This window comes from Methylobacterium sp. GC_Met_2 (genome assembly GCF_026540795.1).
Lineage (GTDB): Bacteria > Pseudomonadota > Alphaproteobacteria > Rhizobiales > Beijerinckiaceae > Methylobacterium.
This window is the reverse complement of sequence record NZ_JALNUM010000062.1, coordinates 13,292-37,686: the sequence shown is the minus strand read 5'-3', so window position 1 is coordinate 37,686 and position 24,395 is coordinate 13,292. Positions and strand designations below refer to the sequence as shown.

Genomic DNA, 24,395 nt, shown 5'->3' with positions numbered 1-24,395 from the left:
CCTCGGCGTCGTCCTCGCCCTCGACGGCCCCTTCCATGGCCCCTTCGATCGCCCCTTGGGGCAAACGCTGCGGCCGCGGCGCGGCCTCGGCCGCTTGGGTTGTCTCCCGGGTCGTCTCTCGGGTCGTCTCTTGGGTTGCCTCGATGGCCTCCCGCGGCGGCAGCGGCGCGGAGGGCTGGGTGCTGCCGAGCTGCATCGGCGCGCCCGGCGCCCCGGGCGTTTGCGACGGGTCGAAGGCGTCGCCGCGCTTGCCCGGCCGACCGGAACCCGGATTGACGCCGTTGACGGTCCCGGCGGGTCCGGAGGACGGCGCGGCCGCAGGCGCGGGCTTGCCGGCGCCCCTACTCTCGCTTTTGCCCTCGCTTTTGCCTTTGCCCTCGTTCAGCCGGAACTCGACATCCTCCTGGAACTTGCGCAGCTGCTCCTTGAGCTGGCGGTTCTCGTACTGGAGGGTCTCGATCTGCCCCGCCATCACGCGGGACTGGTTCTCGATGCGCCCGAGGCGCACCACCAGTTCCGAGGCGTCCTGCGCGGCGGCCGGGTGGCCGAGGAGCGCGGTGCCGAGGGCGGTGGCGAGGGCGAGACGGGTGCGAAGGCGGGCGAGCATGGGGCGGCTGCGGTCCGAGGGCGGCGCGTGGCCGTAACAGATGCGCCGGTCCGCGGCAAAACTGGGGCGGAAATCGATCTCCACCCCAGCGAACCTGCCTAGCGTTACGCCCCGGCGCCGCGGTCCAGCACGATCACCGCGCGGCGGTTCTGCGACCAGCACGAGATGTCGTTGCACACCGCCACCGGCCGCTCCTTGCCGTACGACACGGTGCGCATCCGGTTGCCCGTGATCCCGCGGGTGGCGAGATAGTCGTTCACCGACTGGGCGCGGCGGGCGCCGAGGGAGAAGTTGTACTCGCGGGTGCCGCGCTCGTCGGCATGGCCCTCGATGATGAAGGTGTAGCGCGGGTAGCGCTGCAGCCAGGCGGCCTGCTTGTCCAGCGTCGCGGTCGCGGTGGGCGTCAGGTCGGTGGAATCGGATTCGAAGAAGACCCGGTCGCCGATATTGACGACGAAGTCCTGCGCGCTGCCCGGGGTCGCGGCGCCGGCTCCGAACGCGGAGGCGTCGGCGAGGTCCTTGTCGTTGCTGCAGGCGCCGAGGCCGAGACCGGCGACGAGGGCGAGGCCGAGGGCGGCGGCACGGAAATGCTGGGGCATGATCGTCAAAACTCCTCGAGCGGTGCCGAAGGCCGGCTGCGGGTCTTCGAGGCGGGTCCGCGTCGTTCTGATGCCGTTCGTAGGCGCGGATGGTTAAGCGACGGTTCCACCGGGCGGCACGGGCGCGTGGTGGCGATCCATGCCGCTCGGCGCCGTGCGCTGACGCACCCGGGACGCGCCCGGAATGCGGCAGCGCCGGGGCGGCGGGGGCCGAACGGCGATTTCGGCCGCGCCGGTGGCGGCGCTGCAACAGCAGCGCGCGGTCCCGAACCGTCCGGTAACGGACACTCGGCGGCCGTTAAGACATCATCAATCTTGCCGCTCCCTTAATCGGCGGCCCGAACACCGGACATCCGCCATGCGCCCCGCCCAGAGCGTCCTCATCGTCGAGGACAGCTACCTGCTCCTCGAGATCATCGCGAGCCTGTGCGAAACCCACGGCATCCGGGTGGTCGAGGCCTCCACCGGCGAGGCGGCGCTGACGCTCCTGCGCGCGCAGGGCGCGGCCATCGACTGGCTGTTCACCGACATCCATCTGCCGGGACTGATCGACGGCTGGACGGTGGCGCACGCCTTTCGGACGATCCATCCCGACCGGCCGGTGGTCTACACCTCGACCGACACGACGGGCCGCAGCGGCGTGCCCGGCAGCTTCTTTCTGCGCAAGCCGTTCCAGGTCCAGGAGGTCGACCGGCTGGTGCGGATGATGGTCGAGGGCCTTGGTGAGGCGCATCTCGGCGCGCCGCTCTGCGCCACCGGCTGAGCGGGTTCAGCCGGCCCTGAACAGGGCCACGATCGCCGGCGCGGCGAGCCAGGTCTCCACCCGCGGACAGGTGAGGTCGCCAGCCGGCAGGGCGTCGTAGATCGAAAAACTCGCCGCGATGAAGCCCTGCAGGTCGTAGAGAACCGGGAACGCCTCGCCCACGACCTTGGATTTCGCCGCCTTGGCCTTGAACAGGTACGATCCGGTCAGCCCGAACTGCTCGGCGACCGCCGGGTAGATCGGCCAGATCACGTCCTGGGTCAGCTCGTCGCCGAGGTAATCCTCGATCTCCACGGGCTCGGGGGCGATCCCGCTCTCCACGAGCAGGCGCCGGGCGATGTCGCCGACGACATGTGCCTTCGGGTGGTTCATCAGGTGCATGAAGGCGCCCCGGCGCGCCCAGCGGGTCAGCTCGCGCTCCAGGCCGAAACCCACGGCCTCGGCGGCGCCGACGAGTTCCCGCACGGCCGGATCCCAATGGTCGAGATAGCCGAGGCGTCGGAAGACATCCTCGCGGAACAGGGCGGCGGTGCGCTCAGGCGCGAGGCCGAGCCGATGAGCGGTCAGTACGATCGCCGAGTGGTACTGCCCCATCGGCGACGGCGCGAGCTTCAGCGCGGCGAGGTCCGAGGCCTGGCCGGCATAGACCATGTCGGGGTGGAAGGCCGAGAACACGATCGAGGGAAACAGCTTGAGCCGCGGGTCGGCGGCCCGCAGGGTGGCGGCGTCGCCCCCCGGGATCAGCCCGGCCGGGAAGGTCTGCGAGAAGACGTGGTCGTGGGCCAGCAGCGTCCGGACCAGGCCGTCGATATGGCCGTGGTCGCGCTTCAGCGAACCCATGGGCAGGTAGCGGACCGGGCTCTTCGGCGCGAGCAGGCGCATCGCCTGGGCGACGCCCCGGGCCTGGCAATTGCCCAGCACCGCGATGCTCGGCCCGTCCCGACCGGTGACCGCGCGGGCGCGGTTCCGCCATGGTGTCGCCCAGGTGGGGGCCCAACTGGTCGTCGGAAACGTGAACGCGCTGCGGGCGCGCCGGGGCAGGTCGTTCAGGGCCACGTCGCGTGCCGGGGTCAGCAGACGGGTCAGCGGTCCCGAGGGCCGTCGCCGTCGTGAGGAAGAGGGTTCGAAGATGGCGTTGAATCCGTATACGGGTCTACCGGCCGAGCGATTCTGGCGCAAGGTCGTGACCAATGTGCCGCCCTTCGCGGTGAATCCGCACCCGAAGGACACGTTCGTCATCGCGCCGACCGACAAGGTCGCCACCGGCGGCTCGTGCTTCGCGCAGCGGGTGGCCGAAGCAGTGCGCGGCGCCGGGTTCAACTACTATCTGACCGAGCCGCCGACCCCCGGCATGAGCGCCGAGGAGGCCAATGCCCGCCAGTTCGGCACGTTCTCGGCACGCTACGGCAATCTCTACTACACGCGCCAGTTCGTGCAGCTGTTCGACCGGGCCTACGGGCAATTCGAGCCGGAGCTGAAGGCGTGGCGGCGCGATGACGGCCGCTACGTCGATCCGTTCCGTCCCACAGTCGAGCCGGCGGGCTTCGCCAGCGAGGCCGAGGTGATCGCGGCCCGCGACGCGCATCTGGCCGAGGTGCGCCGCCTGTTCGAGACGCTCGACGTGTTCGTGCTGACGCTCGGCCTCACGGAAGGCTGGCGCTGGCGGGCCGATGGCGCGGCGCTGCCGCTCGCCCCCGGGGTCGCGGGCGGAACCTTCGATCCGGACCTCTACGAGTGCGTCAACGCGGGCGCGGGCGAGGTGCTGGGCGACCTCAACGGCTTCCTCGACCGGCTCTGGAGCGTGAACCCGAAGGCGCGGGTGATCTTCACGGTCTCGCCGGTTCCGATGATCGCCACCTACATGGACCGGCACGTGATGGAGTCGAACAGCTACTCCAAGTCGGTGCTGCGGGTGGCGGCCGGCGAGGTGGTCGGCCGCGGCGACCCGCGGGCGGTCTATTTCCCCGCCTACGACATCGTCACGAGCAACGTGAATGCCGGGCGCTACTACAACGAGGACCAGCGCACCATCAACGACGCGGGCGTGCGCCACGTCATGCGCCTGTTCCTGGCGACTTTTGCGCGCGACCGGGTCTCCCCGGCCCCGACCCACGCGCCCGTGGACCTCGCCGCGGAGTTCGAGGGCAATGCCGGCGTGATCTGCGACGAGGAGGAGATCGAGCGCAGCGTGGCGTGAGGCCTCCGTTGCTTCCGGCCGGTCCTTTCGGGCAAGCTCGGCCCGTCGGGCGCCCACGCCCTCCGGAGACGAAGCCTTGAGCCTGCCCCCGCCCCGCCAGCCCGACCACGCCATCGATCCGGTCTTCGTGAAGCGGCACTCGCCCCGGGCCTTCACGGGCGAGGCCGTGCCCGAGTCCGAGCTGATGCGGATGATCGAGGCGGCGCGCTGGTCGCCCTCGGCCTACAACTCGCAGCCCTGGCGCTTCCTCTACGCGCTCCGGGGCGACGCCCACTGGGACACGTTCTTCGACCTGCTGGTGCCCGGCAATCAGAAATGGGTCTCGGGCACCGGCTCGATCCTGTTCCTGGTCTCGAACGGGTTCATGAAGGTCGGGGATGAGCTGAAACCCTCCTACAGCCGTTCCTTCGACGCCGGCACCGCCTCCCTGGCGTTCCAGCTCCAGGCGATCCACCAGGGCTGGCACGCCCACGGCATGGTCGGCTTCGATCATGTCCGCGCCCCGGAGGTGCTGCGCCTGCCCGAGAACCACCGGATCGAGGCCGCCTTCGCGGTCGGCCGCAAGATTCCGGAGGCCGAACTCAGCGAGGAGCAGCGGCCGCGGGAGACCCCGAACGGCCGCCGGCCGATCACCGACTTCACCATCGCGGGGCCGTTCCCGCCGGCCGCGGGCTGAAGCGGGCCGGAACCGGCGCCAGCAACTGCGGATTGTGTCCGCATCGCAGATCCGTCCTGAGCCCGGCCGGCATCACCTTCGAGCCGAGCCCAGGCATGTCCGATCCGCCCTGCGACATTCGGGAGCTGGCTCATGGGTTCGTCCGACAGCGGCACCACGGCCGCCGCGTTCCTCGATGACGGGCGGTTCGATCATGCCTCGGGCCTGCAAAGCGTCGCCGACCGCCACGGGGTCAGCCTCGATGCGGTGCGTCACCTCGTGCGGGCGCTGGAGCGCGGCCAAGGGACCATGGCGCAGTTCGACCATCCCGACCTCGGCGGGATGGGCCAGTGGTTCTCGGGCGGCATGGTGATGGTTGGCCGGATGTTCGACGATGGACTGAAGGCGCGGGTCGATGCCCTCTGCACCGAACTCGCCGCCGCGCTGCCGGCGAGCGGCTTTTCGGAGACGGCCCCGGCGGCGCGGCGCGGCGGCGCGTGGTGGCCGGCGGAGCTCGGGTCCCCGGCGAGCACCGGTTCGCAGAACGGGATGCGCTACGCCTATTTTCCGGAGAGGCGGCGGCTTGCCGTCGAATCGGGGGCAGGCGTGGCGGTCTACGACACGGGCGAGCACCACATCACGGGGGTCTCGCAAGCGAACGGCAGCCTCGGCTTCACCGGGCAGGCCGGCGCCATCGATCTCGCCCGGCTGCGCCGCATCGAGGCGGAGACAGCTGCCCCGCGGCAGGCGGATCCGGCGGAGGCGCAGACACCGGCACCCGTGCCGGATCGTGATCCGCCCGGCGACGTGCTCGCCACCATCGAGCGGCTGGCCGAACTGCACGCCCGGGGCGTGCTCACCGACCGGGAATTCTCCGACAAGAAGGCGGAGCTGCTGGCACGGCTATAAGGCCTGTCCCGATTTCGCGCTCTGATATCCGGGATTCCAAAGGGCTTCGCCCTTTGGCGGGTCGCCAGGGCAGAGCCCCGGCTGATCAATCAGGCGATGCCCGCGCGCAGCAGGTCGTGGACGTGGACGATGCCCACCGGCCGCCCGTCCGAAACCGCGAAGATGGCGGTGATGAGCCGGCGGTTCATCACTTCCAGCGCCGCCTGGGCGAGCTTGTGCGGCTCCACGGTGACCGGATCGCGGGTCATGATCGTGGAGACCTGCGTGTCGAGGAGCGCCGGGCCCATGTGGCGGCGCAGGTCGCCGTCCGTGACGATGCCGACGAGGCGCCCGGCCGCATCCGTGACGCCGACGCAGCCGTAGCGCCGCGCCGCGATCTCGATCAGCACCTCGGACATCAGCGCGGTCTCGTGGACCAGCGGCATGTCCTGCGGCCCGTGCATCACCTGCTGCACGGTCTTGAGACGGGCGGCGAGCGTGCCGCCGGGATGCAGGGTGTGGAAGCGCGCCGAGGTGAAGCCGCGCCGCTCCAGCAGCGCCACCGCCAGCGCGTCGCCCAGCGCGAGCTGGACCAGGCTGGAGGAGGTCGGCGCGAGGTCGTGCGGGCAGGATTCGCGCACCCGCGGCAGCTCCAGCAGCACGTCGGCGGCCCGGCCGAGCGTGCTCTCGCCGTTGCGGGTGATGGCGACCAGCGGGATCGAGAAGCGGCGGCTGAAGCCCACGAGGTCGGAGAGTTCCGCGGTCTCGCCCGACCACGACAGGGCGATGATCACGTCGTCCCGGGCGATCATGCCGAGGTCGCCGTGGCTCGCCTCGGTGGGGTGGACGAAGAACGCGTGGGTGCCGGTGGAGGCCAGCGTCGCGGCGATCTTGCGCCCGACATGGCCACTCTTGCCGATGCCGCTGACGATCACCCGGCCCTTGCTCTGCAGGATCGTCTGCACCGCTTCCTCAAAGGCCACGCCGAGCCGGCCCTGGAACGCCGCACTCGCCTCTTGCAGGGCCGCGATGCCGAGCTGCAGGCTGCGGATCCCGAGATCCCGGGTGGTGGCCAGATGCGGCGCCAGCGCGTCGTAGAGGTCGTCGCGCAGGGCGCTGGAGGCGGGAGCGTTCATCGGTTCCGTTCTGAACCCGGCGCCGGGCCGGCGATGCGAAGCGTGAGTGCCGACGCTAGGCAGCCGTCATGGTTGAAATGTGACGCCGGGACGACGCAGCGCCGCAGGTCGGCCGCCCGCAACGCGGTTGAAGCCGCGCCCGCCCGGGTCCATGCTGGCGCCACGCCACACAAATCGAGGGCTCCAGCCCCATGTCGATCCGCTTCCCCGATCCCGATCCCGCCATCCTCGCCCGGCGCGAGGCGATCCTGGCCGGCCTCGCGCCCCTGGTGGCGCCGGAGGCTTTGGTCGTGAGCGAGGACGAGCGCCGGGCCTTCGAGACCGACGGGCTGACCGCCTACCGGCAGATGCCGCTGGCCGTGGTGCTGCCCTCCACCACCGCGGAGGTCTCGGCGATCATGGCGTATTGCCACGCCAACGGCGTGCGGGTGGTGCCCCGGGGTGCCGGCACCTCGCTCGCGGGCGGCGCCATCGCGCAGGCCGACGCGATCATCCTGGGCGTCGGCAAGATGACCAAGGTCCTCGACATGGAATTCGCCAACCGCACCGCCCGGGTGCAGAGCGGCATCACCAACCTGGCGATCTCGGGGGCGGTCAGCCACAAGGGCTTCTTCTACGCCCCCGACCCGTCGAGCCAGCTCGCCTGCACCATCGCGGGCAACATCGCGATGAATTCCGGCGGCGCGCATTGCCTCAAATACGGGGTGACCACCAACAACCTGCTCGGCGTCACCCTGGTGCTCAACGACGGCACCGTGGTGGAGATCGGCGGCCAGCACCTCGATGCCGGCGGCTACGACCTGCTCGGCCTCGTCTGCGGCTCGGAGGGGCAGCTCGGCATCGTCACCGAGGCGACGGTGCGGATCCTGCGGGCCGCCGAGGGCGCGCGGCCGGCGCTGGTCGGCTTCTCGAAGGTCGAGGATGCGGGCGATTGCGTGGCGGCGATCATCGCGGCCGGCATCATCCCGGTGGCGATCGAATACATGGACCGCGAGGCGATCCTGATCACCGAGGACTTCGCCCAGGCCGGCTATCCCCGCGACGCCGAAGCGATGCTGATCATCGAAGTCGAGGGCTCGGATACCGAGTGCAGCGCGATGCTGGCGCGGATCGAGCGCATCGCGGAAGGTTTCCGCCCGACCAGCCTGCGGGTCTCGCGCTCGGAGGCGGAATCGGCCGCGATCTGGAAGGGCCGCAAATCGGCCTTCGGGGCCACCGGCCGGATCTCCGACTACATCTGCATGGACGGCACGATCCCCACCGGCCAGCTCGGGCCCGTGCTGGAGCGGATCGGCGCGATCTGTGCCGGGAAGGGCCTGCGGGTCGCCAACGTGTTCCACGCCGGCGACGGCAACCTGCACCCGCTGATCCTGTTCGACATCAACAAGGCCGGCGAGTTGCAGAAGGCCGAGGCAGCGGGCGACGAGATCCTGAAGCTCTGCGTCGAGGTCGGCGGCTGCCTCACCGGCGAGCACGGCGTCGGCATCGAGAAGCGCGAGTTGATGCGCTTCCAGTACGATCAGGTCGATCTCGCTCAGCAGATGCGGGTCAAGGCGGTCTTCGATCCGGACTGGATGCTGAACCCCGCCAAGGTCTTCCCGCTGGAGGGACGGCTTGCGGCCTGAACCGGAGCCGACCCTCCTGGCGAGCCCTCAGGCCGCCTCGTTCTTGCGGCGGCCGCGACCCGCGGCACCCTGGCGCCGGCCCTGCGGGGCAGCGGAGACCGTATCGTCCACGGCCTCATCGTCCTGATCAGCCTGCTGGCCGCGGCCGGGCTGACCGAGGCCGAGACTCTTCGCCAGGGCCGAGCGCTGCGCCGAGTAATTCGCCGACGTGGTCGGGTAATCGGCCGGCAGCCCGAAGCGCTCGCGATAGGTCTGCGGGTCCAGGCCGTGCTTGGTGAGATGGCGCTTCAGCGTCTTGTACGACTTGCCGTCGATGAAGCTGACCAGCCCGTCGGGCCGGATCGACTTGCGGATCTGGGCCGGGGTCGGCCGCTCGACCGTATCGACGACCGGGGCGACCGACCCGGAGGCGATCGAATTCAGCGCGCCGTGGATGCTCGCGATCAGGCTGGGCAATTCGGCCGAGGGCAGCGAGTTGTTGGAAACGTAGGCCGCGACGACGTCCACGGTCCGTTCGATGTAATCCAGTTGGGCTGTCAGCACAGCATCAGACATTTTCTCTTCCTTGCTTCGAAACCTGGTGGGAACCGCTCTTTTCGCGAGTTAAGACACCGGTCGGAAAAAGCAAGCTCACCCTTATACGGATCTGCGCGCGGACATAAGTCTAAGTGTGCATTAAGAGCCCGTCTCTACAGTGTGCGGTTGCATTGGCGACAACGGGACGGCACTTCGCAGTCGCTTTAGCGCAGTCCGACGAGCGAATGCTGCGCGGATCCTGAAAGCAAGTTTTCGTTGATGGGAGAGACCTTTACGCCCTGAGGCGATCGCAGTCTCGGACGGTCCTGCGTTCGGGTTTAGCGATCTGCACACAACATCAGCAGCCTCCGCGCAAGATTTCGTGAAACCCGCGGGCCGCAGCGACATTCGGCCCCGTCGGGCGTCCGGTTGATTCGCGCGCCGATAACCTCAGGTCCCGCCACGCCGAAGGTCAGGCGAAGGTCTTGCGCGGGTCGAATGCATCGCGCACGGCTTCGCCGGCGAAGACGAGCAGGCTCAGCATCACGGCGATTACCAGGAAGCCCGTGAGCCCAAGCCAGGGTGCGGTGAGGTTGTCTTTGCCCTGGGCAAGGAGCTCACCCAGCGAGGGCGAGCCCGGCGGCAGGCCGAAGCCGAGGAAGTCCAGCGAGGTCAGGGTCGTGATCGAGCCGTTCAGGATGAACGGCAGGAAGGTCAGCGTTGCCACCATGGCGTTCGGCAGCAGGTGGACGGTCATGATCCGAATATTCGACAGGCCGAGCGCCCGGGCGGCGCGGACATACTCGAAGTTCCGGGCGCGCAGGAACTCGGCGCGCACGACGCTGACCAGCGCCACCCAGGAGAACAGCAGCATGATCCCGAGCAGCACGAAGAAGCCCGGCGCGATGAAGGCCGAGATGATGATGATCAGGTAGAGGGTCGGGATCCCGCCCCAGACCTCGATGAAGCGCTGGAAGGCGAGATCGACCCAGCCGCCGAAATAACCCTGCACGGCACCCGCCACCACGCCGATCGCGGACGAGATCGCCGCCAGGATCAGGCCGAACAGCACCGAGATGCGGAAGCCGTAGATCACCCGCGCCAGCACGTCCCGGGTGGTGTTGTCGGTTCCGAGCCAGTGCCAGGGGATATCGGCGCAGGTCGTGCCGCCGAGCTTTTCCGCGACCGGCCGGCACTGCGCGTCCGTGAGCATCCAGGTCGGCGGCGACGGCGAGGGGGTCGGCAGATCCTCGTTGATCGTGTCGTACGAGAACCGGATCGGCGGCCAGAGCGCCCAGCCGTTCTGCGCGATCTCCTTGCGGATCTCGGAGGAGCGATAGTCGGTCTGCGCGAGGAAGCCGCCGAATTTTTCTTCCGGGTAGTCGACCAGCACCGGCACCAGCCACTCGCCCTTGTAGGACAGGAGGATCGGCCGGTCATTGGCGATGAACTCGGCGAACAGGCTGGCGACGAACAGGATCGTGAAGATCAGGAACGACGCGGAACCGAGGCGGTTGCGGCGGAAATTGTCGAGCCGCCGCCGGTTGATCGGCGACAGGCCACGGCGCCCGGCCGGGGCGAGCGGTGGGGGGGCGCCCTCGTCCGGCCGCAGGACGATCGGCTGGGCGCCGGGCATGGGCGCGGGCACGGCCGAGCCCTCGCCGGGGCGGGCGACTTCGTTCATGGCTGGAGACTCCCAGACGGGCGCAGGCTGGCCCGCCCCGCGATGCGGCGGGCGGTGTTCACGCATCCGGATTGGGGAAGCGGGCAGCTCTCTCCGCTTCTCTCCCTCCCACCGCTGCGAGGGAGGGCGGCCCCTGCGTCAGCAGGGGTCGGGAACGGTGACCCGGCTCCAGGAAAAGGCGCGTCCGTCATGAGGGTCGGAGCCGCATTCTGCACGGGCGCTCCCTCTCTCCCGACCCCCTTCGGGCGCCACCCGCCCCCACGAAGGGGGGAGGAAGAGAAGCGGAGGCGCCCGATCTCGGTTTTCAAGCGCGCCGGGACCAGGGGCGGAAGGACGGCGCCCGTCCCTTCAGCCCCCCTCAGCCGTCGAGCCGGGTCGCGGTGCCCTCGATCTCGCTCGGGCGCAGGCCGCCGCTGCGCTCCATCCAGTTGCGCAGCAAGCGGACGTTCCGGCGGTTGGCCTTGAAAGCCGCGTCGAACAGGTCGCCCGCGATCGGCACCGCGCCAATCAGACCGTCGAAGGCCACGTTGAGCCCCATCCGGGCCACCAGCCAGCGCGGCGCCCCGAGGCGCTTGGCCTCGTAGACGATGAAGGACGAGATCACCATGCCGGCCACGTCGCCGATCACCGGGACGAGGCCGATCAGCGCGTCGAACCCGACCCGCCGGTTGATCCCCGGGATCACGAAGGCCGTATCCATCAGGTGGGCCAGCGTCTCCAGCCGGGCGAGGCTCGCCTCGCGGCCGAGATCCGCCGACAGGAACGGTGGGCGGGCGCCGAGGCGGTCCTCGCCGCCGGGACGGGTCTCGGTCCGGGCGAAGCGGCCGGTCGAGGGGGCCTGGGTGAAATCCATGGTTGCGGTCCGTGCGGAAGCCATCGCTCTCAACGATGTGGCCCCACGGTCGGATCCCCGCAAGGAACGGCCGCGCGTCCGTCATGGCCGGCTCCGGGCGAGCCCGCTCATCCGGTCGAGGGCGGTATCCAGGGTGGCGTCGTCCTTGGCGAAGCAGAGGCGCACGAGGGTCCGCACGGAGGCGTCGGGGTAGAAGGCGCTCACCGGGATCGCCGCCACGCCGTGCCGTGTGACGAGCGCCTCGCAGAACGCGGCATCGTCCCCGAGGCCGAGGCCCGCGATGTCGAGGTTGAGGAACCACGTCGCCTGCGCGGGCAGGACGTCGAAGCCGAGCACCCGCAATCCGCCGGCCAGCCGGTCGCGGGACCGGGCATAACCCGTCCGCATGGCGTCGAACCAATCCGGGGGCTTGGCGAGGCCGTAGGCCACCGCCTCCTGAAGGTTCGGCGGCGTGGTGAAGGTGAGGAACTGATGCGCCTTGGCAAGCCCCTGCATCAGCCGGGCATGGGCCATCACGAAGCCGACCTTCCAGCCGGTGAGCGAGAAGATCTTGCCCGCCGAGCCGATCTTCACGGTCCGCTCGCGCATGCCGGGCAGCGCCATCAGCGGCGTATGGCGCGCGCCATCGAAGACCACATGCTCCCACACCTCGTCGCAGAGCACGGTCACGTCGAAGCGGCAGCACGTGCGGGCCAGCAGCGCGAGGTCGTCCTGCCCGAACAGGGTGGCGCTGGGGTTGAGCGGATTGTTCACAAGCACCACCCGGGTGCGGTCGCTGAAGGCCGCCTCCAGGGCGGCCTCGTCGAGGCGGAACGCCGGCGGCGTCAGGGTCACGACCCGCGGCACGCCGCCGGCGCGCCGGACCAGCGGCAGGTAGGCGTCGTACATGGGGGCGAACAGCACGACCTCGTCGCCGGGCTCGACCAGCGCCAGCAACGCACCGGCCAGCGCCTCTGTGGCGCCGGAGGTCACCATCACCTCGGTCTCCGGATCGAGGTCGAGACCCTGATGCGCCGCGTAATGCGCTGCGATCGCCTGACGCAGCGCCGGCACGCCCATCATCGGCGGGTACTGATTCCAGCCGTCGACCAGGGCCCGGGCGCCGTGCTGGCGGATGTCGGCGGGCCCGGGATCGTCTGGAAAGCCCTGGCCGAGATTGACCGCGCCGTGGGCCCGGGCGAGCCGCGACATCGTCTCGAACACCGTCGTGGGCAGCGTCGCGAAGACCGGATTCATGCGGCGTGAAACGGGTGGTCGGGCCGGGACGGACTCAGCATGGCCGGCCTGTAGCATGGGCTTCGATCCTTGAGGAATGTGCGCATGCGCACAGACGTATCGCGCCTCCGAAATCGGGGGGCTGACGAATGTTGACTTTCATCACTCGTATCGTAGGTTCTCAACACGGCCGGTGCGGCACACCTGCCGGCAGGGCTTCGCCCCCTCGCTCTGCCATCAGGAAGCCGCCCCGGTCCTCTCGAAGGACCATCGACTTGCGGGTCGGTGGTCCTTTCGGCTGTTCGGGGCTAGGCTTTCGATCCGGAACGCCGCCGCCCGATCGTGCAGGGCGGATGAGCGGCCAATGTCGTGGTCGGCGTGCGAAGCCATGATCGCCAGCGACCGTTCGGAACCGACGATGCGGACGGCCTCACGCTGCCTTCTCCTCGCACTGCTGATCGCGGGTCTTGGTGTGACCCTGCGGCGCGCCCTGCCGGTGACCCCTGTGGACGGGGCGCTCCAGGCGGTGTTGCGCGCCTATGCGACTCCGCAACAGGAACACCAGCAACACGACTGAAACCTCACCGCCCTAGTGACGGCGCATTAGGCGGGCATCGCTTCCACGCTGTCCCGGTGGCGAAGATGTCGCCGCAGTCAGGAGCCGTACAGGCCCCAGATAACATCATGGGCCTGGACTCCGCGTCAGGTGTCGTTTCCGCCGCGCCACGACACGAAACGGCAACGATCTCAGACTCAGCCTCCGGGACCAGCGTCGCGGGGGCCGGCACAGGGGTTTGGACACGCGGGGCTAGGGCCTTCCATGGTCGCCAGTGCGGCGGGCCCGGGCTCCCGTCAGACACGAGTCAGACATGAACGAGAGTTCACCGATCCGGACCGACACCGCCCGCGCCTACCAGCCCGGTGAGACGCCCGTGCGCCATGTCGGGCGGCGGCGGTTCCGGCCGATCCGCTGGCTGGTGATCCTGGTGCTGCTCGCCGGCGCCGGGGCGATCGGCCATCGCTGGTACGAGGCCCGGACCACCAAGGGGGCCGAGCCCGCGACGGCGCAGCATACCGGCGGCCATGGCGGCCGGCGCGGCGGGGCCGACATGCCGCAGGCGGTGGGGATCGCCGCGGTGACGACCGGCGACATGCCGGTGATCCTCCAAGGCCTCGGCACGGTGACGCCGCTCGCCACCGTGACGGTGAAGTCGCAGATCAGCGGCTACCTGATGGCGGTGAAGTTCCGCGAGGGCCAGGCGGTCAAGGCCGGCGACGAACTCGCCCAGATCGATTCCCGGCCCTACGAGGCGCTGCTCGCCCAGTACCAGGGCCAGCTCGCCCGCGATCAGGCGCTCCTCCAGAACGCGAAGCTCGACCTCCAGCGCTACCAGACGCTGAACCGTCAGGATTCGATCTCGAAGCAGAACGTCGATACCCAGGCCGCCCTGGTGAAGCAGAATGAGGGTACGATCGCGGCCGACCAGGCGCTCGTCGACCAGCAGAAGCTCAACATCGCCTACACGCACATCACGTCGCCGGTGGACGGGCGGGTCGGCCTGCGGCAGGTCGACCAGGGCAACTACATCTCGGCTGCCTCCACGGCGATCGTGGTGGTGACCCAGCTCCACCCGATCTCGGTGATCTTCACCCTGCCGGAGGACGACGTCGCCCGGGTGATGCGTCAGGTGCGGGCCGGGACCAAGCTCGCTGTGCGGGCCTACGACCGCGGCGACGCCCACGAGATCGCCACCGGCCGGCTCGATACGGTCGACAACCAGATCGACACGACCACCGGCACGGTGAAGCTGCGCGCCCTGTTCGACAACGCCGACGAGGAGCTGTTTCCGAACCAGTTCGTCAACGCCAAGCTGACGGTCGACACGGTGCGGGAGGCGACACTGGTGCCGAATGCGAGCCTGCTCCAGGGCACGCCCGGCACCTACGTCTACCTGATGGACGGGGACAACAAGGTCACGGTTCGGCCGATCAAGACCGGCGAGACCGACGGGACCAACACGGTGGTGGCCTCGGGACTGAAGCCGGGGGATCGGGTCGTCACGGATGGCACCGACCGGCTGAAGGATGGCGCGCCGGTGCGGATCACCGAGGGGGCCGCAGCTGCCGGCGACGGCAAGGCGGTCGAGGCGAAGCCGGACGGCAAGGGTGATGTGAAGCCCGAGGCACCGGCCGACGCGGCGGATTCTCAAGGGACAGCGGAGGGCGGTCGTCGGCACCGGCGCCGTCAGGCGCAGTGAGTTCGGGGCTGGCGCGACGGTTCCCCTCCCCCCTCTGCGGGGGAGGGTACCCTGCGCAGCAGGGGGGGAGAGGGGAGCCCGGCTTCCGGAGGGGCCGTGGCCTGCATGAAGGCCGAAGCCTCGTTCTGCACCGTCGCTCCCCTCTCCCGACCCTCGCTGACGCGAGGGCCACCCTCCCCCGCAGAGGGGGGAGGGAGAACGGGAGCGCGCCATGAACCCGTCCCGCCTGTTCATCCTCCGCCCGGTCGCCACGACACTGCTGATGCTGGCGATCCTGATCGTCGGCGGCGTGTCGTACCTGAACCTGCCGGTCTCGGCGCTGCCGGCCGTCGACTATCCGACGATCCAGATCCAGACCTTCTATCCGGGCGCCAGCCCCGAGGTGATGACCTCCTCGGTGACCGCTCCCCTGGAGCGGCAGTTCGGCCAGCTGGCCAACCTCAACCAGATGACCTCGCAATCCTCCGCGGGCGCCTCGGTCATCACCCTGCAGTTCAGCCTGGACCTGTCCCTCGACATCGCCGAGCAGCAGGTCCAGGCGGCGATCAACGCCGCCGGTAATTTGCTACCTTCAGACCTGCCGGCACCGCCGATCTACGCCAAGGTCAACCCAGCCGATGCGCCCGTGCTGACGCTGGCGCTCACCTCGAAGACGCTCCCGCTCACCCAGGTCCGCGATCTCGCTGAGTCGCGCCTCGCCCAAAAAATCAGCCAGGTGGCGGGGGTCGGCCTCGTCAGCATCTCAGGGGGGCAGCGGCCGTCCGTGCGGGTACGGTTCAACGCCCGCGCGCTCGCCGCCTATGGACTCAACATCGACGACCTGCGCACCACGATCACCAACCTCAACGTCAACACGCCGAAGGGTACGATCGACGGGCCCAAGCAATCCTACGCGATCAACGCCAACGACCAGATCCGCGACCCGAAGGCCTACAATTCGGCGATCATCGCCTATCGCAACGGCGCACCGGTGATGCTCTCGGAGGTCGCCGACGTGGTCGAGGGGCCGGAGAACACCAAGCTCGGCGCCTGGGCCGATGCGACACCGGCGGTGATCCTCAACATCCAGCGCCAGCCCGGCGCCAACGTCATTGCCACGGTCGACAAGATCAAGGCGCTGCTGCCGCAGATGCAGGCGAGCCTGCCGGCCGCCGTGGTGGTGGCGCCGCTCACAGACCGGACCACCACGATCCGCGCCTCCGTGGAGGACGTGCAGTTCGAGCTGGGCCTCGCCATCGCGCTGGTGGTGCTGGTGATCTTCCTGTTCCTGCGCAGCCTGTCGGCAACCCTGATCCCGAGCCTGTCGGTGCCGCTGTCGCTGGTCGGCGCCCTCTCTGTGATGGACCTCTACGGCTTCTCCCTCGACAACCTGTCGCTGATGGCCCTGACCATCGCGACCGGTTTCGTGGTCGACGACGCCATCGTGGTGATCGAGAACATCGCCCGGCACGTCGAGGCCGGCGATTCGCCCCTGGAGGCGGCGCTGAAGGGCTCCCGCGAGATCGGCTTCACCATCATCTCGCTGACCGTCTCGCTGATCGCGGTGCTGATCCCGCTGCTGTTCATGGGCGACGTGGTCGGGCGCCTGTTCCACGAATTCGCCATCACGCTGGCGGCCACCATCGTGATCTCGGCGGTGGTGTCGCTGACCCTGGTGCCGATGCTCTGCGCCCGGCTCCTGAAGCACGTGCCGGAGGCTCAGGTCCGCCGCCGCGAGGGCGCGATCTCCCGGCTGGGCCGGCGCGCCATCGACGGCACGATCGAGGCCTACGGCCGGGCGCTGCGGGTGGTGCTCAACCACCAGGGCCTGACCCTGCTGGTGGCCGTGGGGACGCTGGGGCTCACCGTCTACCTGTTCGTGGTGATCCCGAAGGGCTTCTTCCCCGTGCAGGACACGGGCGTGATCCAGGGTATCACGCAGGCCGACCAATCGGTCTCCTACGCCGCCATGGCCGAGCGCCAGCAGCGCATGGCCGAGATCGTCCTGAAGGACCCGGACGTCGCCAACCTGTCGTCGTTCATCGGGGTCGACGGCCAGAACGTCACCCTCAATTCCGGCCGGATGCTGATCAACCTGAAGCCCCGGGACGCGCGCACCGCCTCGGCCAGCGCGATCATCCGGCGGATCTCGGCGGCGGCCGCCAACCAGCCCGGCATGCGGCTCTACATGCAGCCGGTCCAGGACCTGACCATCGACACCGCGGTCTCGGCGACCCAGTACCAGGTGATCCTCGAGAGCCCGAACATCGAGGATTTCGAGACCTGGGTCCCCCGCTTCACCGAGGCGCTGGCCCAATCGCCCGTGGTCCGGGACGTGGCCAGCGACCACCAGGGCGAGGGGCTCGCTGCCTACGTGACCATCGACCGGCCCACCGCCGGCCGCTACGGCATCACCCCGGCGACCATCGACAACGCCCTCTACGACGCCTTCGGCCAGCGGATCATCTCGACGATCTTCACCCAGTCCAACCAGTACCGGGTCATCCTGGAGGCCGACCCGAAGCTGCACACCACCCTGCGCAGCCTCGATTCGATCTACCTGCCCTCCTCGACGGCGACCAACGGACAGGTGCCGCTCTCCGCGGTGGCGCGGATCAGCGAGCGGCGGGCGCCACTTTTGATCTCGCATCTCGGCCAGTTCCCGGCCACCACCGTGTCGTTCAACCTCGCCCCCGGCGCGGCCCTGGGGCAGGCCGTCGAGGCGATCGACGCGGTCAAGGCCGAGATCGGCCTGCCGCCCTCGTTCCGGGTGGTGCCACAGGGCTCGGTCTTCGCCTTCCAGTCGGCGCTCGGCAACGAACTGTTCCTCGTGCTGGCGGCGATCGTCACCGTCTACATCGTGCTGGGCGTGCTCTACGAGAGTTTCATCCACCCGATCACGATCCTGTCGACCCTGCCGTCGGCGGGGATCGGGGCGCTGCTCGGCCTGATGCTGTTCGGGCTGTCGCTCGACATCATCGCGGTGATCGGCATCGTGCTCCTGATCGGCATCGTGAAGAAGAACGCCATCATGATGATCGACTTCGCGCTCCAGGCCGAGCGCGAGGACGGGCTCGATCCCCGGGAGGCGATCTTCCAGGCCTGCCTCTTGCGTTTCCGGCCGATCCTGATGACGACGCTGGCGGCTTTGTTCGCCGCAGTGCCGCTGATCCTCGGCACCGGGGTGGGCTCGGAATTGCGCCAGCCGCTCGGCATCTGCATCGCGGGCGGTTTGATCGTCAGCCAAGTGCTGACGCTGTTCACGACGCCGGTGATTTATCTGGCGTTCGACCGGCTGGAGCGGCGGATTTCCGGGCGGCGTGAGTCCGGGTTGGAGAGTGGTGAGGTCCTGCCATGACGCGGCGGGACGATGGTGCGGATCCCCCTCCCCCCTCTGCGGGGGAGGGTGGCCCTCGCGTCAGCGAGGGTCGGAAGAGGGGCAGCGCGACGGTTCAGGATGTGAGGCTCGTCGCGACCTTTCCGGATAGGTCGCTCCCCTCTCCCGACCCCCTTCGGGGGCCACCCTCCCCCGCAGAGGGGGGAGGGAGGGCGTGTGGCAGGTCCGATCCAGGCACGACGCAGAAAGGCCGGCGTCCTGGCAAGCCCGATCCACACCTGCGCGCCTTCGCCCGTGAGCAGCGGCAATCCTATACGCGGGCTGAGGATGCCGTCTGGCAGCAGGTGCGCGCCGGGCGCTTCCACGGTCTCAAGTTCAGGCGCCAGGTGCCGATCCCGCCCTACATCGCGGATTTCCTCTGTGCCTCCGCGCGGCTGATCGTCGAGCTGGACGGTGAACCACATGAGACCGAGGCACGTCGTCTCCGCGATGCGAAGCGGGATGCTTGGCTGAAGAGCCAGGGCTTTACGGTCCTGCGCTCCCCGAACGACCTCGTTCTAAGCAACCTCGGCTTGGTCCTGGATGCCGTCAGGGAAGCCGTCGCAACGCAGAAAGAACTTGGCTCCCCCCTCCCCCCTCTGCGGGGGAGGGTACCCTGCGCAGCAGGGGGGGAGAGGGGAGCGACGGTGCAGGATGAGACTGTGCCCATCGGGAAGGTTGAGCCCCTTTTGGAACCCGGGTCTCCCCTTGCGGGACTTCGTCCCGACCCGACCCCTGCTGACGCACAGGGCGCTCATCGGGCCACCCTCCCCCGCAGAGGGGGGAGGGAGATGTGCGGAATCGACTGCGCCTCTTCCGACGAGCACACGCCGGCTCCCCGCCCAGCCCACGGGTGCCACCCGTGAACATCTCCGAGCCGTTCATCCGGCGCCCGGTCGCGACCACGCTGCTGACCATCGGGGTGCTGCTCGCCGGGCTGTTCGCGTTCCTGAAGCTGCCGGTGGCGCCGCTGCCGCAGATCGACTTCCCCGTGATCCTGGTCCAGGCCCAGATGGCCGGTGCCTCGCCCGACACCATGGCCACGACCGTAGCGGCGCCGCTCGAACGACGGCTGGGCGCCATCGCGGACGTCAACGAGATGACGTCGACCAACACCCTGGGCTCCACCCGGATCGTGCTGCTGTTCGGCCTCAACCGGGACATCGACGGGGCCGCCCGCGACGTCCAGGCCGCCATCAACGCGGCGCGCGCCGACCTTCCGACCGCGCTCCGGCAGAACCCGACCTACCGGAAGTTCAACCCCGCCGACACGCCGATCATCATCCTCGGCATGTCCTCGGAGACGCTGACCCGCGGCCAGGTCTACGATTCCGCCGCCACCGTGGTGCAGCAGAAGCTGTCTCAGCTCCCCGGCGTCGGCAACGTCGATATCGGCGGCTCGTCCCTGCCGGCCGTGCGGGTCGAGCTCGATCCCACCGCCCTGTTCAACTACGGCATCGGCCTCGAAGGCATCCGGGCGGCCCTGGCCTCGGCCAATGCCAATTCGCCGAAAGGCGAGATCGACGCCGGTGAGCGCCGCTACCAGCTCTACGCCAACGACCAGGGCCGCAAGGCCGCCGATTACCGCGACATCATCGTGGCCTACCGCAACGGGGCCGCCGTGAAGCTCACCGATGTCGGGCAGGTCCTCGACGGCGTCGAGGACAAGCGCAACCTCGGCATCGTCAACGGCAAGTCCGGCGTGCTGCTGTTCGTCTACAAGCAGCCGGGCGCCAACGTGGTCGAGACCATCAACGCCGTGAAGCAGGCGCTGCCGCAGATCACGGCCTCGCTGCCCGGCGGCATCGACATCAAGCTCACCGGCGACCGCAGCGCCACGATCCGCGCCTCGCTCTCGGCCACCGAGGAGACCCTGCTGGTGGCGGTCGGCCTCGTGATCCTGGTGGTGTTCGGCTTCCTGCGCTCCTGGCGGGCGACGCTGATCCCGGCGGTGGCGGTGCCGATCTCGATCATCGGCACCTTCTCGGCGATGTACCTTCTCGGCTACTCGCTCAACATCCTGTCGCTGACCGCGCTGATCATCGGCACCGGCTTCGTGGTCGACGACGCCATCGTGGTTCTGGAAAACGTCCAGCGGCACATCGAGGAGGGCAAGCCCCGGCTCCAGGCGGCCTTGATCGGCGCCCGGGAGGTCGGCTTCACGGTGATCTCGATGAGCCTGTCGCTCATCGCGGTGTTCCTGCCGATCCTGCTGATGGGCGGCCTCGTCGGCCGGATCTTCCAGGAATTTTCCGTCACCCTGTCGCTGTCGATCCTGATTTCCCTGGTGCTGTCCCTCACCACCACGCCGATGATGTGCGCCCGGCTGCTGCGGGCCGAGGGGCACGGTCCGGACGGGGCACCCACAGCAGGCCGCCGGCCGAACCTTCTGATCCGGATGCTGGAGGGTGGCTTCTCCCGGCTGCTCGGCGCCTATGGGCGGACGCTGGAGGTGGCGCTCGCCCATCCGCGCCTCGTGCTGCTGACCCTGCTCGCCACGGTGGGGCTCAACGTCTACCTCTACATCATCGTCCCGAAGGGCTTCTTCCCCGAGCAGGATACCGGCCAGATGATGGGCGGCGTCCAGGCCGACCAGCGCATCTCGTTCCAGTCGATGGAACAGAAGCTCAAGCAGGCGGCCGCGATCGTCGGCGCCGATCCGGCGGTGGAGAGCGTCGTCGGCTTCACGGGCGGGCGCGGCACCAACTCGGCCAACGTGTTCATCGGCCTGAAGCCGCTCAACGAGCGGGCGCCGATCTCCACCGTGATGGCGCGGCTGCGGCCGAAGCTCGCGCAGGTCGCGGGCGCGCGGCTCTACGTCTTCCCCCGGCAGGACCTGCAGATGGGCGGCCGCCAGAGCTTCGCCCAGTACCAGTACACCCTCCAGGGCGACACGCCCGAGGAGCTGTTCGCCGCCGCCCCGAAGCTGGTGGCGGCCCTCCAGAAGGACCCGACCTTCGCGGACGTGACCTCCGACCAGCAGGAGGGCGGCCTGGAGAGCCGGGTGGTGATCGACCGCAACACGGCCTTCCGCTACGGCATCACCCCGAACAAGATCGACAACACCCTCTACGACGCCTTCGGCCAGCGGCAGGTCTCGACGATCTACAATCCGTTGAACCAGTACCACGTCGTGATGGAGATCGCGCCGCGCTACCTGGAGACGCCGGAGACGCTGAAGCAGATCTACGTCTCGACCTCGGGCGGGAACGCGGCCGGCTCGGCGACCACCAACGCGGTGGCCGGAACCGTGGCGACGGCGGGCGGCGTCAACACCAACGCGGCAACCGGCACCAGCAGCCCGGGCAGCGCTTCGTCCACGTCGGGCGCCGGCTCGGGGGCGGTCGGCGGCGCGTCCGGGGGCACGGGCGCCGTCGCGGCTGCGGCTGCCGCCTCTGCCAGCACGGCCGACACCGCCTCGAACGCCGCCGCCATCGCGTCGGATTCGGCCCGCAACGCCTCGGCCAACGCCATCGCGGCCTCGAAGGGCGGCGCTTCGTCGAGCGCCCCCGTCTCGGCCGCCAAGGAGACCATGGTCCCGCTCTCGGCCTTCGCGCGGATCGAGCCCGGCAACGCACCCACGCAGGTCAGCCACCAGGGCCTGTTCGTGGCGACCACGATCTCGTTCAACCTCGCCCCGGGCAAGAGCCTGTCGGACGCGACCGCCGCCATCGACCGAGCCATGGCCAACCTGCACCTGCCGGCCACGATCCACGGGGAGTATGCGGGCGCGGCCAAGAACTACGTCGCCTCGGCCTCGCGCCAGCCGCTATTGATCCTGGCGGCGATCCTGGCGGTCTACGCGGTGCTCGGGATCCTGTACGAGAGCTTCGTGCATCCGCTCACGATCCTCTCCACCCTCCCCTCCGCCGGTGTCGGCGCGGTGCTGGCCCTGCTGGTGACCGGGACCGACTTCACCATCATCGCGCTGATCGCGGTGTTCCTGCTGATCGGCATCGTGAAGAAGAACGCGATCATGATGATCGACGTGGCGATCGATTCAGAGCGGACCCGGGGCGCGAATCCCGTGGATGCGATCCGGGAGGCCTGTCTCCTGCGTTTCCGGCCGATCATGATGACCACGCTGGCGGCCATGCTCGGCGCCGTGCCGCTGATCCTGGCCAACGGCGAGGGCGCGGAACTGCGCCGGCCGCTGGGCATCGCCATCGTGGGCGGGTTGATCGTGAGCCAGATCCTGACCCTCTACACCACCCCCGTCGTCTATCTCACCCTTGACCGACTCAGGCACAGGGTGCTCGACCGCCGCAGGCGCGCCGGAGGGGGCGGAGAAGCGGCCCTGCCGGCCGGAGAATGATGGTTAAGGTTTCACGTGAAACATCGGCCGTGTTCGCGCGCGCGACACTCCCTCCCCCCTTTGCGGGGGAGGGTACCCTGCGCAGCAGGGGGGGAGAGGGGCAGCGCGATGGTGCAGAACGATGCCGTGCCCGTCATGCTGACCGCGCCTTGTTCGGAAGCCGCGCTCCCCTCTCCCGACCCCTGCTGACGCAGGGGCCACCCTCCCCCGCAAAGGGGGGAGGGAGAGCGCGGCGTCACCTCGCGGCCCTCCTTCTCGCGGTCCCGCTCCTCGCAGGCTGCGTGGTCGGCCCCGACTATTCCCGGCCCTCCGTGGAGACGCCGCTCGGCTACAAGCAGGGCGGCGTCCGGGAGGACAGCGCGGCCTATGTCGCCGCGCGGAAGAAGGGGTTTCGCGAGGCCCGACCGAGCGACGCGGTCGAGCGCGGCGACTGGTGGCGGGTCTTCCGGGATCCGAATCTCGACCGGCTGATCCGCCTCGTCGATGTCGACAACCAGTCCCTGCGGCAGGCAGTGGCGAATTACCGGCAGGCCCGGGCGCTCGTCGCCTCGGCCCAGGCCGCCCTGTACCCGACGGTGATCGGCGCCCCGAGCATCACCCGCGCCGGCAGCGGCGGCACCGTCCGCACCAGCGAGTCCCTGGTCGGCCAAGCGAGCTGGCAGCTCGACCTGTTCGGCGGTACCCGCCGTACCATCGAGAGCGAGGCGGCGCTGGCGCAATCCGATGCCGCCACCATCGCCCTCACCCGCCTGACCATCCAGGCGGAGGTCGCGGCCGATTACCTGACCGTCCGCTACGCCGACTCGCTCCAGAAGGTGCTCGACGAGAATGTCGAGAACTTCAAGAAGACCGCGGCGATCACCGAGAACCAGTACGCCGCCGGCGTGGCCGCCCGCTCAGACGTGATCACCGCGCAGACCCAGGTCCAGACCATCGAGGCCCAGGCCATCGCGGTGCGGCTGACCCGGGTGCAGTACGTGAACGCCATCGCCACCCTGATCGGGCGCCCGCCCTCCGAGGTGTCGATCCCCGTGGGCGGCATCAACCGCAATCCGCCGGCCGTGCCGGTCGGCATCCCGGGCGACCTGCTGGAGCGGCGCCCGGACGTCGCGCAAGCCGAGCGGCTGGTTCAGGCCCAGAGCGAGCGCATCGGCGTGGCGGTGGCGGCCTTCTTCCCCACCGTGACGATCTCGGCCCAGGGTGGCGTCTCGGGGCTGACCCGCACCGGCCTGTTCTCGGCGGCCAACCAGTTCTGGTCGGTGGCGGGCTCGGCCAGCGAGGTCCTGTTCGACGGGGGCGCCCGCACGGCGGCCCTGCGCTCGGCCGAGGCCGCCTACGACGCCCAGGTGGCCAATTACCGGCAGGTGGTGCTCGCGGCCTTCGCGGAGGTCGAGAACCAGATGGCGGCCCTGCGCATCCTCGGCCAGCAGCAGACCGCCCAGGACAAGGCGGTCGAGCTGTCGCGCAAGGCGGTGGAGATCACGCTCAACGAGTACCGGGCCGGTACGCAGAACTTCACCACCGTGGTGACCGCGCAGGGCTTGCTCGTGTCCAATGAGATCAACGCCCTGCAGGTGCGGCTGAGCCGCTTCACCGCGGCAGTGACGCTGATCCGGGCGCTGGGCGGCGGCTGGGACGTGCGCTCACTCCCGAGCGATTCCGAGCTGAAGGGCCCGAGCCTGCCGATCGACCGGGGTGGCCAGGCGGTCCGCCCCGACGAGTAGGGCTC

Annotated in this window: 18 protein-coding genes and 1 pseudogene; 11 read left to right on the top strand and 8 right to left on the bottom strand. The window is 69.5% G+C overall.

What is annotated here, in order from left to right:
• A pseudogene (locus OXS49_RS20055) lies at positions 1-607 on the bottom strand (tol-pal system protein YbgF); the annotation flags it as partial.
• 104 nt (positions 608-711) lie between these two features.
• A complete protein-coding gene (gene pal / locus OXS49_RS20050; protein WP_244003419.1) occupies positions 712-1,206 on the bottom strand; it encodes a peptidoglycan-associated lipoprotein Pal in 495 nt (164 codons plus the stop codon).
• A gap of 358 nt (positions 1,207-1,564) precedes the next feature.
• Here pal and OXS49_RS20045 point away from each other — a divergent pair, with 358 nt between their 5' ends.
• On the top strand, positions 1,565-1,969 hold the full coding sequence (locus tag OXS49_RS20045) for a response regulator (protein ID WP_244003417.1): 405 nt from the start codon (positions 1,565-1,567) through the stop codon (positions 1,967-1,969).
• A 6-nt stretch (positions 1,970-1,975) separates the two neighbouring features.
• Here the strand turns inward: OXS49_RS20045 and OXS49_RS20040 are convergent, their stop codons facing one another.
• A complete protein-coding gene (locus tag OXS49_RS20040; protein WP_267426329.1) occupies positions 1,976-3,025 on the bottom strand; it encodes a WcbI family polysaccharide biosynthesis putative acetyltransferase in 1,050 nt (349 codons plus the stop codon).
• Between the two features lie 73 nt (positions 3,026-3,098).
• Between OXS49_RS20040 and OXS49_RS20035 the strand changes: the two genes are divergently transcribed.
• The 3 genes from OXS49_RS20035 to OXS49_RS20025 all read left to right on the top strand — a co-directional run bounded on the left by OXS49_RS20035 (position 3,099) and on the right by OXS49_RS20025 (position 5,730).
• A complete protein-coding gene (locus OXS49_RS20035) occupies positions 3,099-4,166 on the top strand; it encodes a GSCFA domain-containing protein (RefSeq protein ID WP_244003413.1) in 1,068 nt (355 codons plus the stop codon).
• A 76-nt stretch (positions 4,167-4,242) separates the two neighbouring features.
• Positions 4,243-4,842 (top strand): nitroreductase family protein, encoded by a 600-nt coding sequence (locus OXS49_RS20030; RefSeq protein ID WP_267426327.1) that lies wholly within the window; start codon positions 4,243-4,245, stop codon positions 4,840-4,842.
• 132 nt (positions 4,843-4,974) lie between these two features.
• Entirely contained in the window at positions 4,975-5,730 is a 756-nt protein-coding gene (locus OXS49_RS20025) for an SHOCT domain-containing protein (protein ID WP_244003409.1), read from the top strand.
• Positions 5,731-5,819: 89 nt separating this feature from the next.
• Here the strand turns inward: OXS49_RS20025 and OXS49_RS20020 are convergent, their stop codons facing one another.
• The gene (locus OXS49_RS20020; protein ID WP_267426325.1) at positions 5,820-6,845 is read right to left on the bottom strand and encodes a KpsF/GutQ family sugar-phosphate isomerase; all 1,026 of its coding nucleotides are present in this window, start codon (positions 6,843-6,845) and stop codon (positions 5,820-5,822) included.
• A gap of 191 nt (positions 6,846-7,036) precedes the next feature.
• On the opposite strand from OXS49_RS20020, the gene OXS49_RS20015 reads away from it, so the two are divergent.
• Complete coding sequence (locus OXS49_RS20015) at positions 7,037-8,470, top strand: FAD-linked oxidase C-terminal domain-containing protein (RefSeq protein WP_267426323.1); 1,434 nt, start codon at positions 7,037-7,039, stop codon at positions 8,468-8,470.
• Positions 8,471-8,497: 27 nt separating this feature from the next.
• Here OXS49_RS20015 and OXS49_RS20010 read toward each other — a convergent pair whose 3' ends face one another.
• The 4 genes from OXS49_RS20010 to OXS49_RS19995 all read right to left on the bottom strand — a co-directional run bounded on the left by OXS49_RS20010 (position 8,498) and on the right by OXS49_RS19995 (position 12,759).
• Positions 8,498-9,025 (bottom strand): MucR family transcriptional regulator, encoded by a 528-nt coding sequence (locus tag OXS49_RS20010; RefSeq protein WP_244003403.1) that lies wholly within the window; start codon positions 9,023-9,025, stop codon positions 8,498-8,500.
• Positions 9,026-9,458: 433 nt separating this feature from the next.
• On the bottom strand, positions 9,459-10,670 hold the full coding sequence (locus OXS49_RS20005) for an ABC transporter permease (protein WP_244003402.1): 1,212 nt from the start codon (positions 10,668-10,670) through the stop codon (positions 9,459-9,461).
• Positions 10,671-11,028: 358 nt separating this feature from the next.
• Positions 11,029-11,523, bottom strand: coding sequence for a DUF4112 domain-containing protein (locus OXS49_RS20000; protein ID WP_244003400.1), 495 nt, complete (start codon positions 11,521-11,523; stop codon positions 11,029-11,031).
• 81 nt (positions 11,524-11,604) lie between these two features.
• Complete coding sequence (locus OXS49_RS19995) at positions 11,605-12,759, bottom strand: aminotransferase (protein WP_267426321.1); 1,155 nt, start codon at positions 12,757-12,759, stop codon at positions 11,605-11,607.
• Positions 12,760-13,156: 397 nt separating this feature from the next.
• Here OXS49_RS19995 and OXS49_RS19990 point away from each other — a divergent pair, with 397 nt between their 5' ends.
• The 6 genes from OXS49_RS19990 (at position 13,157) to OXS49_RS19965 (ending at position 24,390) form a co-directional block, all read left to right on the top strand.
• On the top strand, positions 13,157-13,315 hold the full coding sequence (locus OXS49_RS19990) for a hypothetical protein (RefSeq protein ID WP_267426320.1): 159 nt from the start codon (positions 13,157-13,159) through the stop codon (positions 13,313-13,315).
• 292 nt (positions 13,316-13,607) lie between these two features.
• Positions 13,608-14,996, top strand: a complete 1,389-nt coding sequence (locus OXS49_RS19985; RefSeq protein WP_267426319.1) for an MdtA/MuxA family multidrug efflux RND transporter periplasmic adaptor subunit — start codon at positions 13,608-13,610, stop codon at positions 14,994-14,996.
• 211 nt (positions 14,997-15,207) lie between these two features.
• Positions 15,208-18,333: an MdtB/MuxB family multidrug efflux RND transporter permease subunit gene (locus OXS49_RS19980; RefSeq protein ID WP_267426318.1), complete on the top strand. Its 3,126-nt coding sequence runs from the start codon at positions 15,208-15,210 to the stop codon at positions 18,331-18,333.
• A complete protein-coding gene (locus OXS49_RS19975) occupies positions 18,330-19,217 on the top strand; it encodes an endonuclease domain-containing protein (RefSeq protein WP_267426317.1) in 888 nt (295 codons plus the stop codon). Before OXS49_RS19980 ends, OXS49_RS19975 begins: the two co-directional genes overlap by 4 nt.
• Positions 19,214-22,666, top strand: a complete 3,453-nt coding sequence (locus tag OXS49_RS19970) for an efflux RND transporter permease subunit (RefSeq protein WP_267426316.1) — start codon at positions 19,214-19,216, stop codon at positions 22,664-22,666. Before OXS49_RS19975 ends, OXS49_RS19970 begins: the two co-directional genes overlap by 4 nt.
• A gap of 185 nt (positions 22,667-22,851) precedes the next feature.
• Complete coding sequence (locus tag OXS49_RS19965; protein ID WP_267426330.1) at positions 22,852-24,390, top strand: efflux transporter outer membrane subunit; 1,539 nt, start codon at positions 22,852-22,854, stop codon at positions 24,388-24,390.
• The last annotated feature ends 5 nt before the right edge of the window (positions 24,391-24,395 follow it).

Bases quoted from the DNA above. Each gene is read 5' to 3' on its own strand.
- pal (WP_244003419.1), bottom strand. From the start codon at position 1,206: ATGCCCCAGCATTTCCGTGCCGCCGCCCTCGGCCTCGCCCTCGTCGCC.
- OXS49_RS20045 (WP_244003417.1), top strand. From the start codon at position 1,565: ATGCGCCCCGCCCAGAGCGTCCTCATCGTCGAGGACAGCTACCTGCTC.
- OXS49_RS20035 (WP_244003413.1), top strand. From the start codon at position 3,099: ATGGCGTTGAATCCGTATACGGGTCTACCGGCCGAGCGATTCTGGCGC.
- OXS49_RS20025 (WP_244003409.1), top strand. From the start codon at position 4,975: ATGGGTTCGTCCGACAGCGGCACCACGGCCGCCGCGTTCCTCGATGAC.
- OXS49_RS20020 (WP_267426325.1), bottom strand. From the start codon at position 6,845: ATGAACGCTCCCGCCTCCAGCGCCCTGCGCGACGACCTCTACGACGCG.
- OXS49_RS20015 (WP_267426323.1), top strand. From the start codon at position 7,037: ATGTCGATCCGCTTCCCCGATCCCGATCCCGCCATCCTCGCCCGGCGC.
- OXS49_RS20010 (WP_244003403.1), bottom strand. From the start codon at position 9,025: ATGTCTGATGCTGTGCTGACAGCCCAACTGGATTACATCGAACGGACC.
- OXS49_RS20005 (WP_244003402.1), bottom strand. From the start codon at position 10,670: ATGAACGAAGTCGCCCGCCCCGGCGAGGGCTCGGCCGTGCCCGCGCCC.
- OXS49_RS20000 (WP_244003400.1), bottom strand. From the start codon at position 11,523: ATGGATTTCACCCAGGCCCCCTCGACCGGCCGCTTCGCCCGGACCGAG.
- OXS49_RS19995 (WP_267426321.1), bottom strand. From the start codon at position 12,759: ATGAATCCGGTCTTCGCGACGCTGCCCACGACGGTGTTCGAGACGATG.
- OXS49_RS19990 (WP_267426320.1), top strand. From the start codon at position 13,157: ATGCGGACGGCCTCACGCTGCCTTCTCCTCGCACTGCTGATCGCGGGT.
- OXS49_RS19985 (WP_267426319.1), top strand. From the start codon at position 13,608: ATGAACGAGAGTTCACCGATCCGGACCGACACCGCCCGCGCCTACCAG.
- OXS49_RS19980 (WP_267426318.1), top strand. From the start codon at position 15,208: ATGAACCCGTCCCGCCTGTTCATCCTCCGCCCGGTCGCCACGACACTG.
- OXS49_RS19975 (WP_267426317.1), top strand. From the start codon at position 18,330: ATGACGCGGCGGGACGATGGTGCGGATCCCCCTCCCCCCTCTGCGGGG.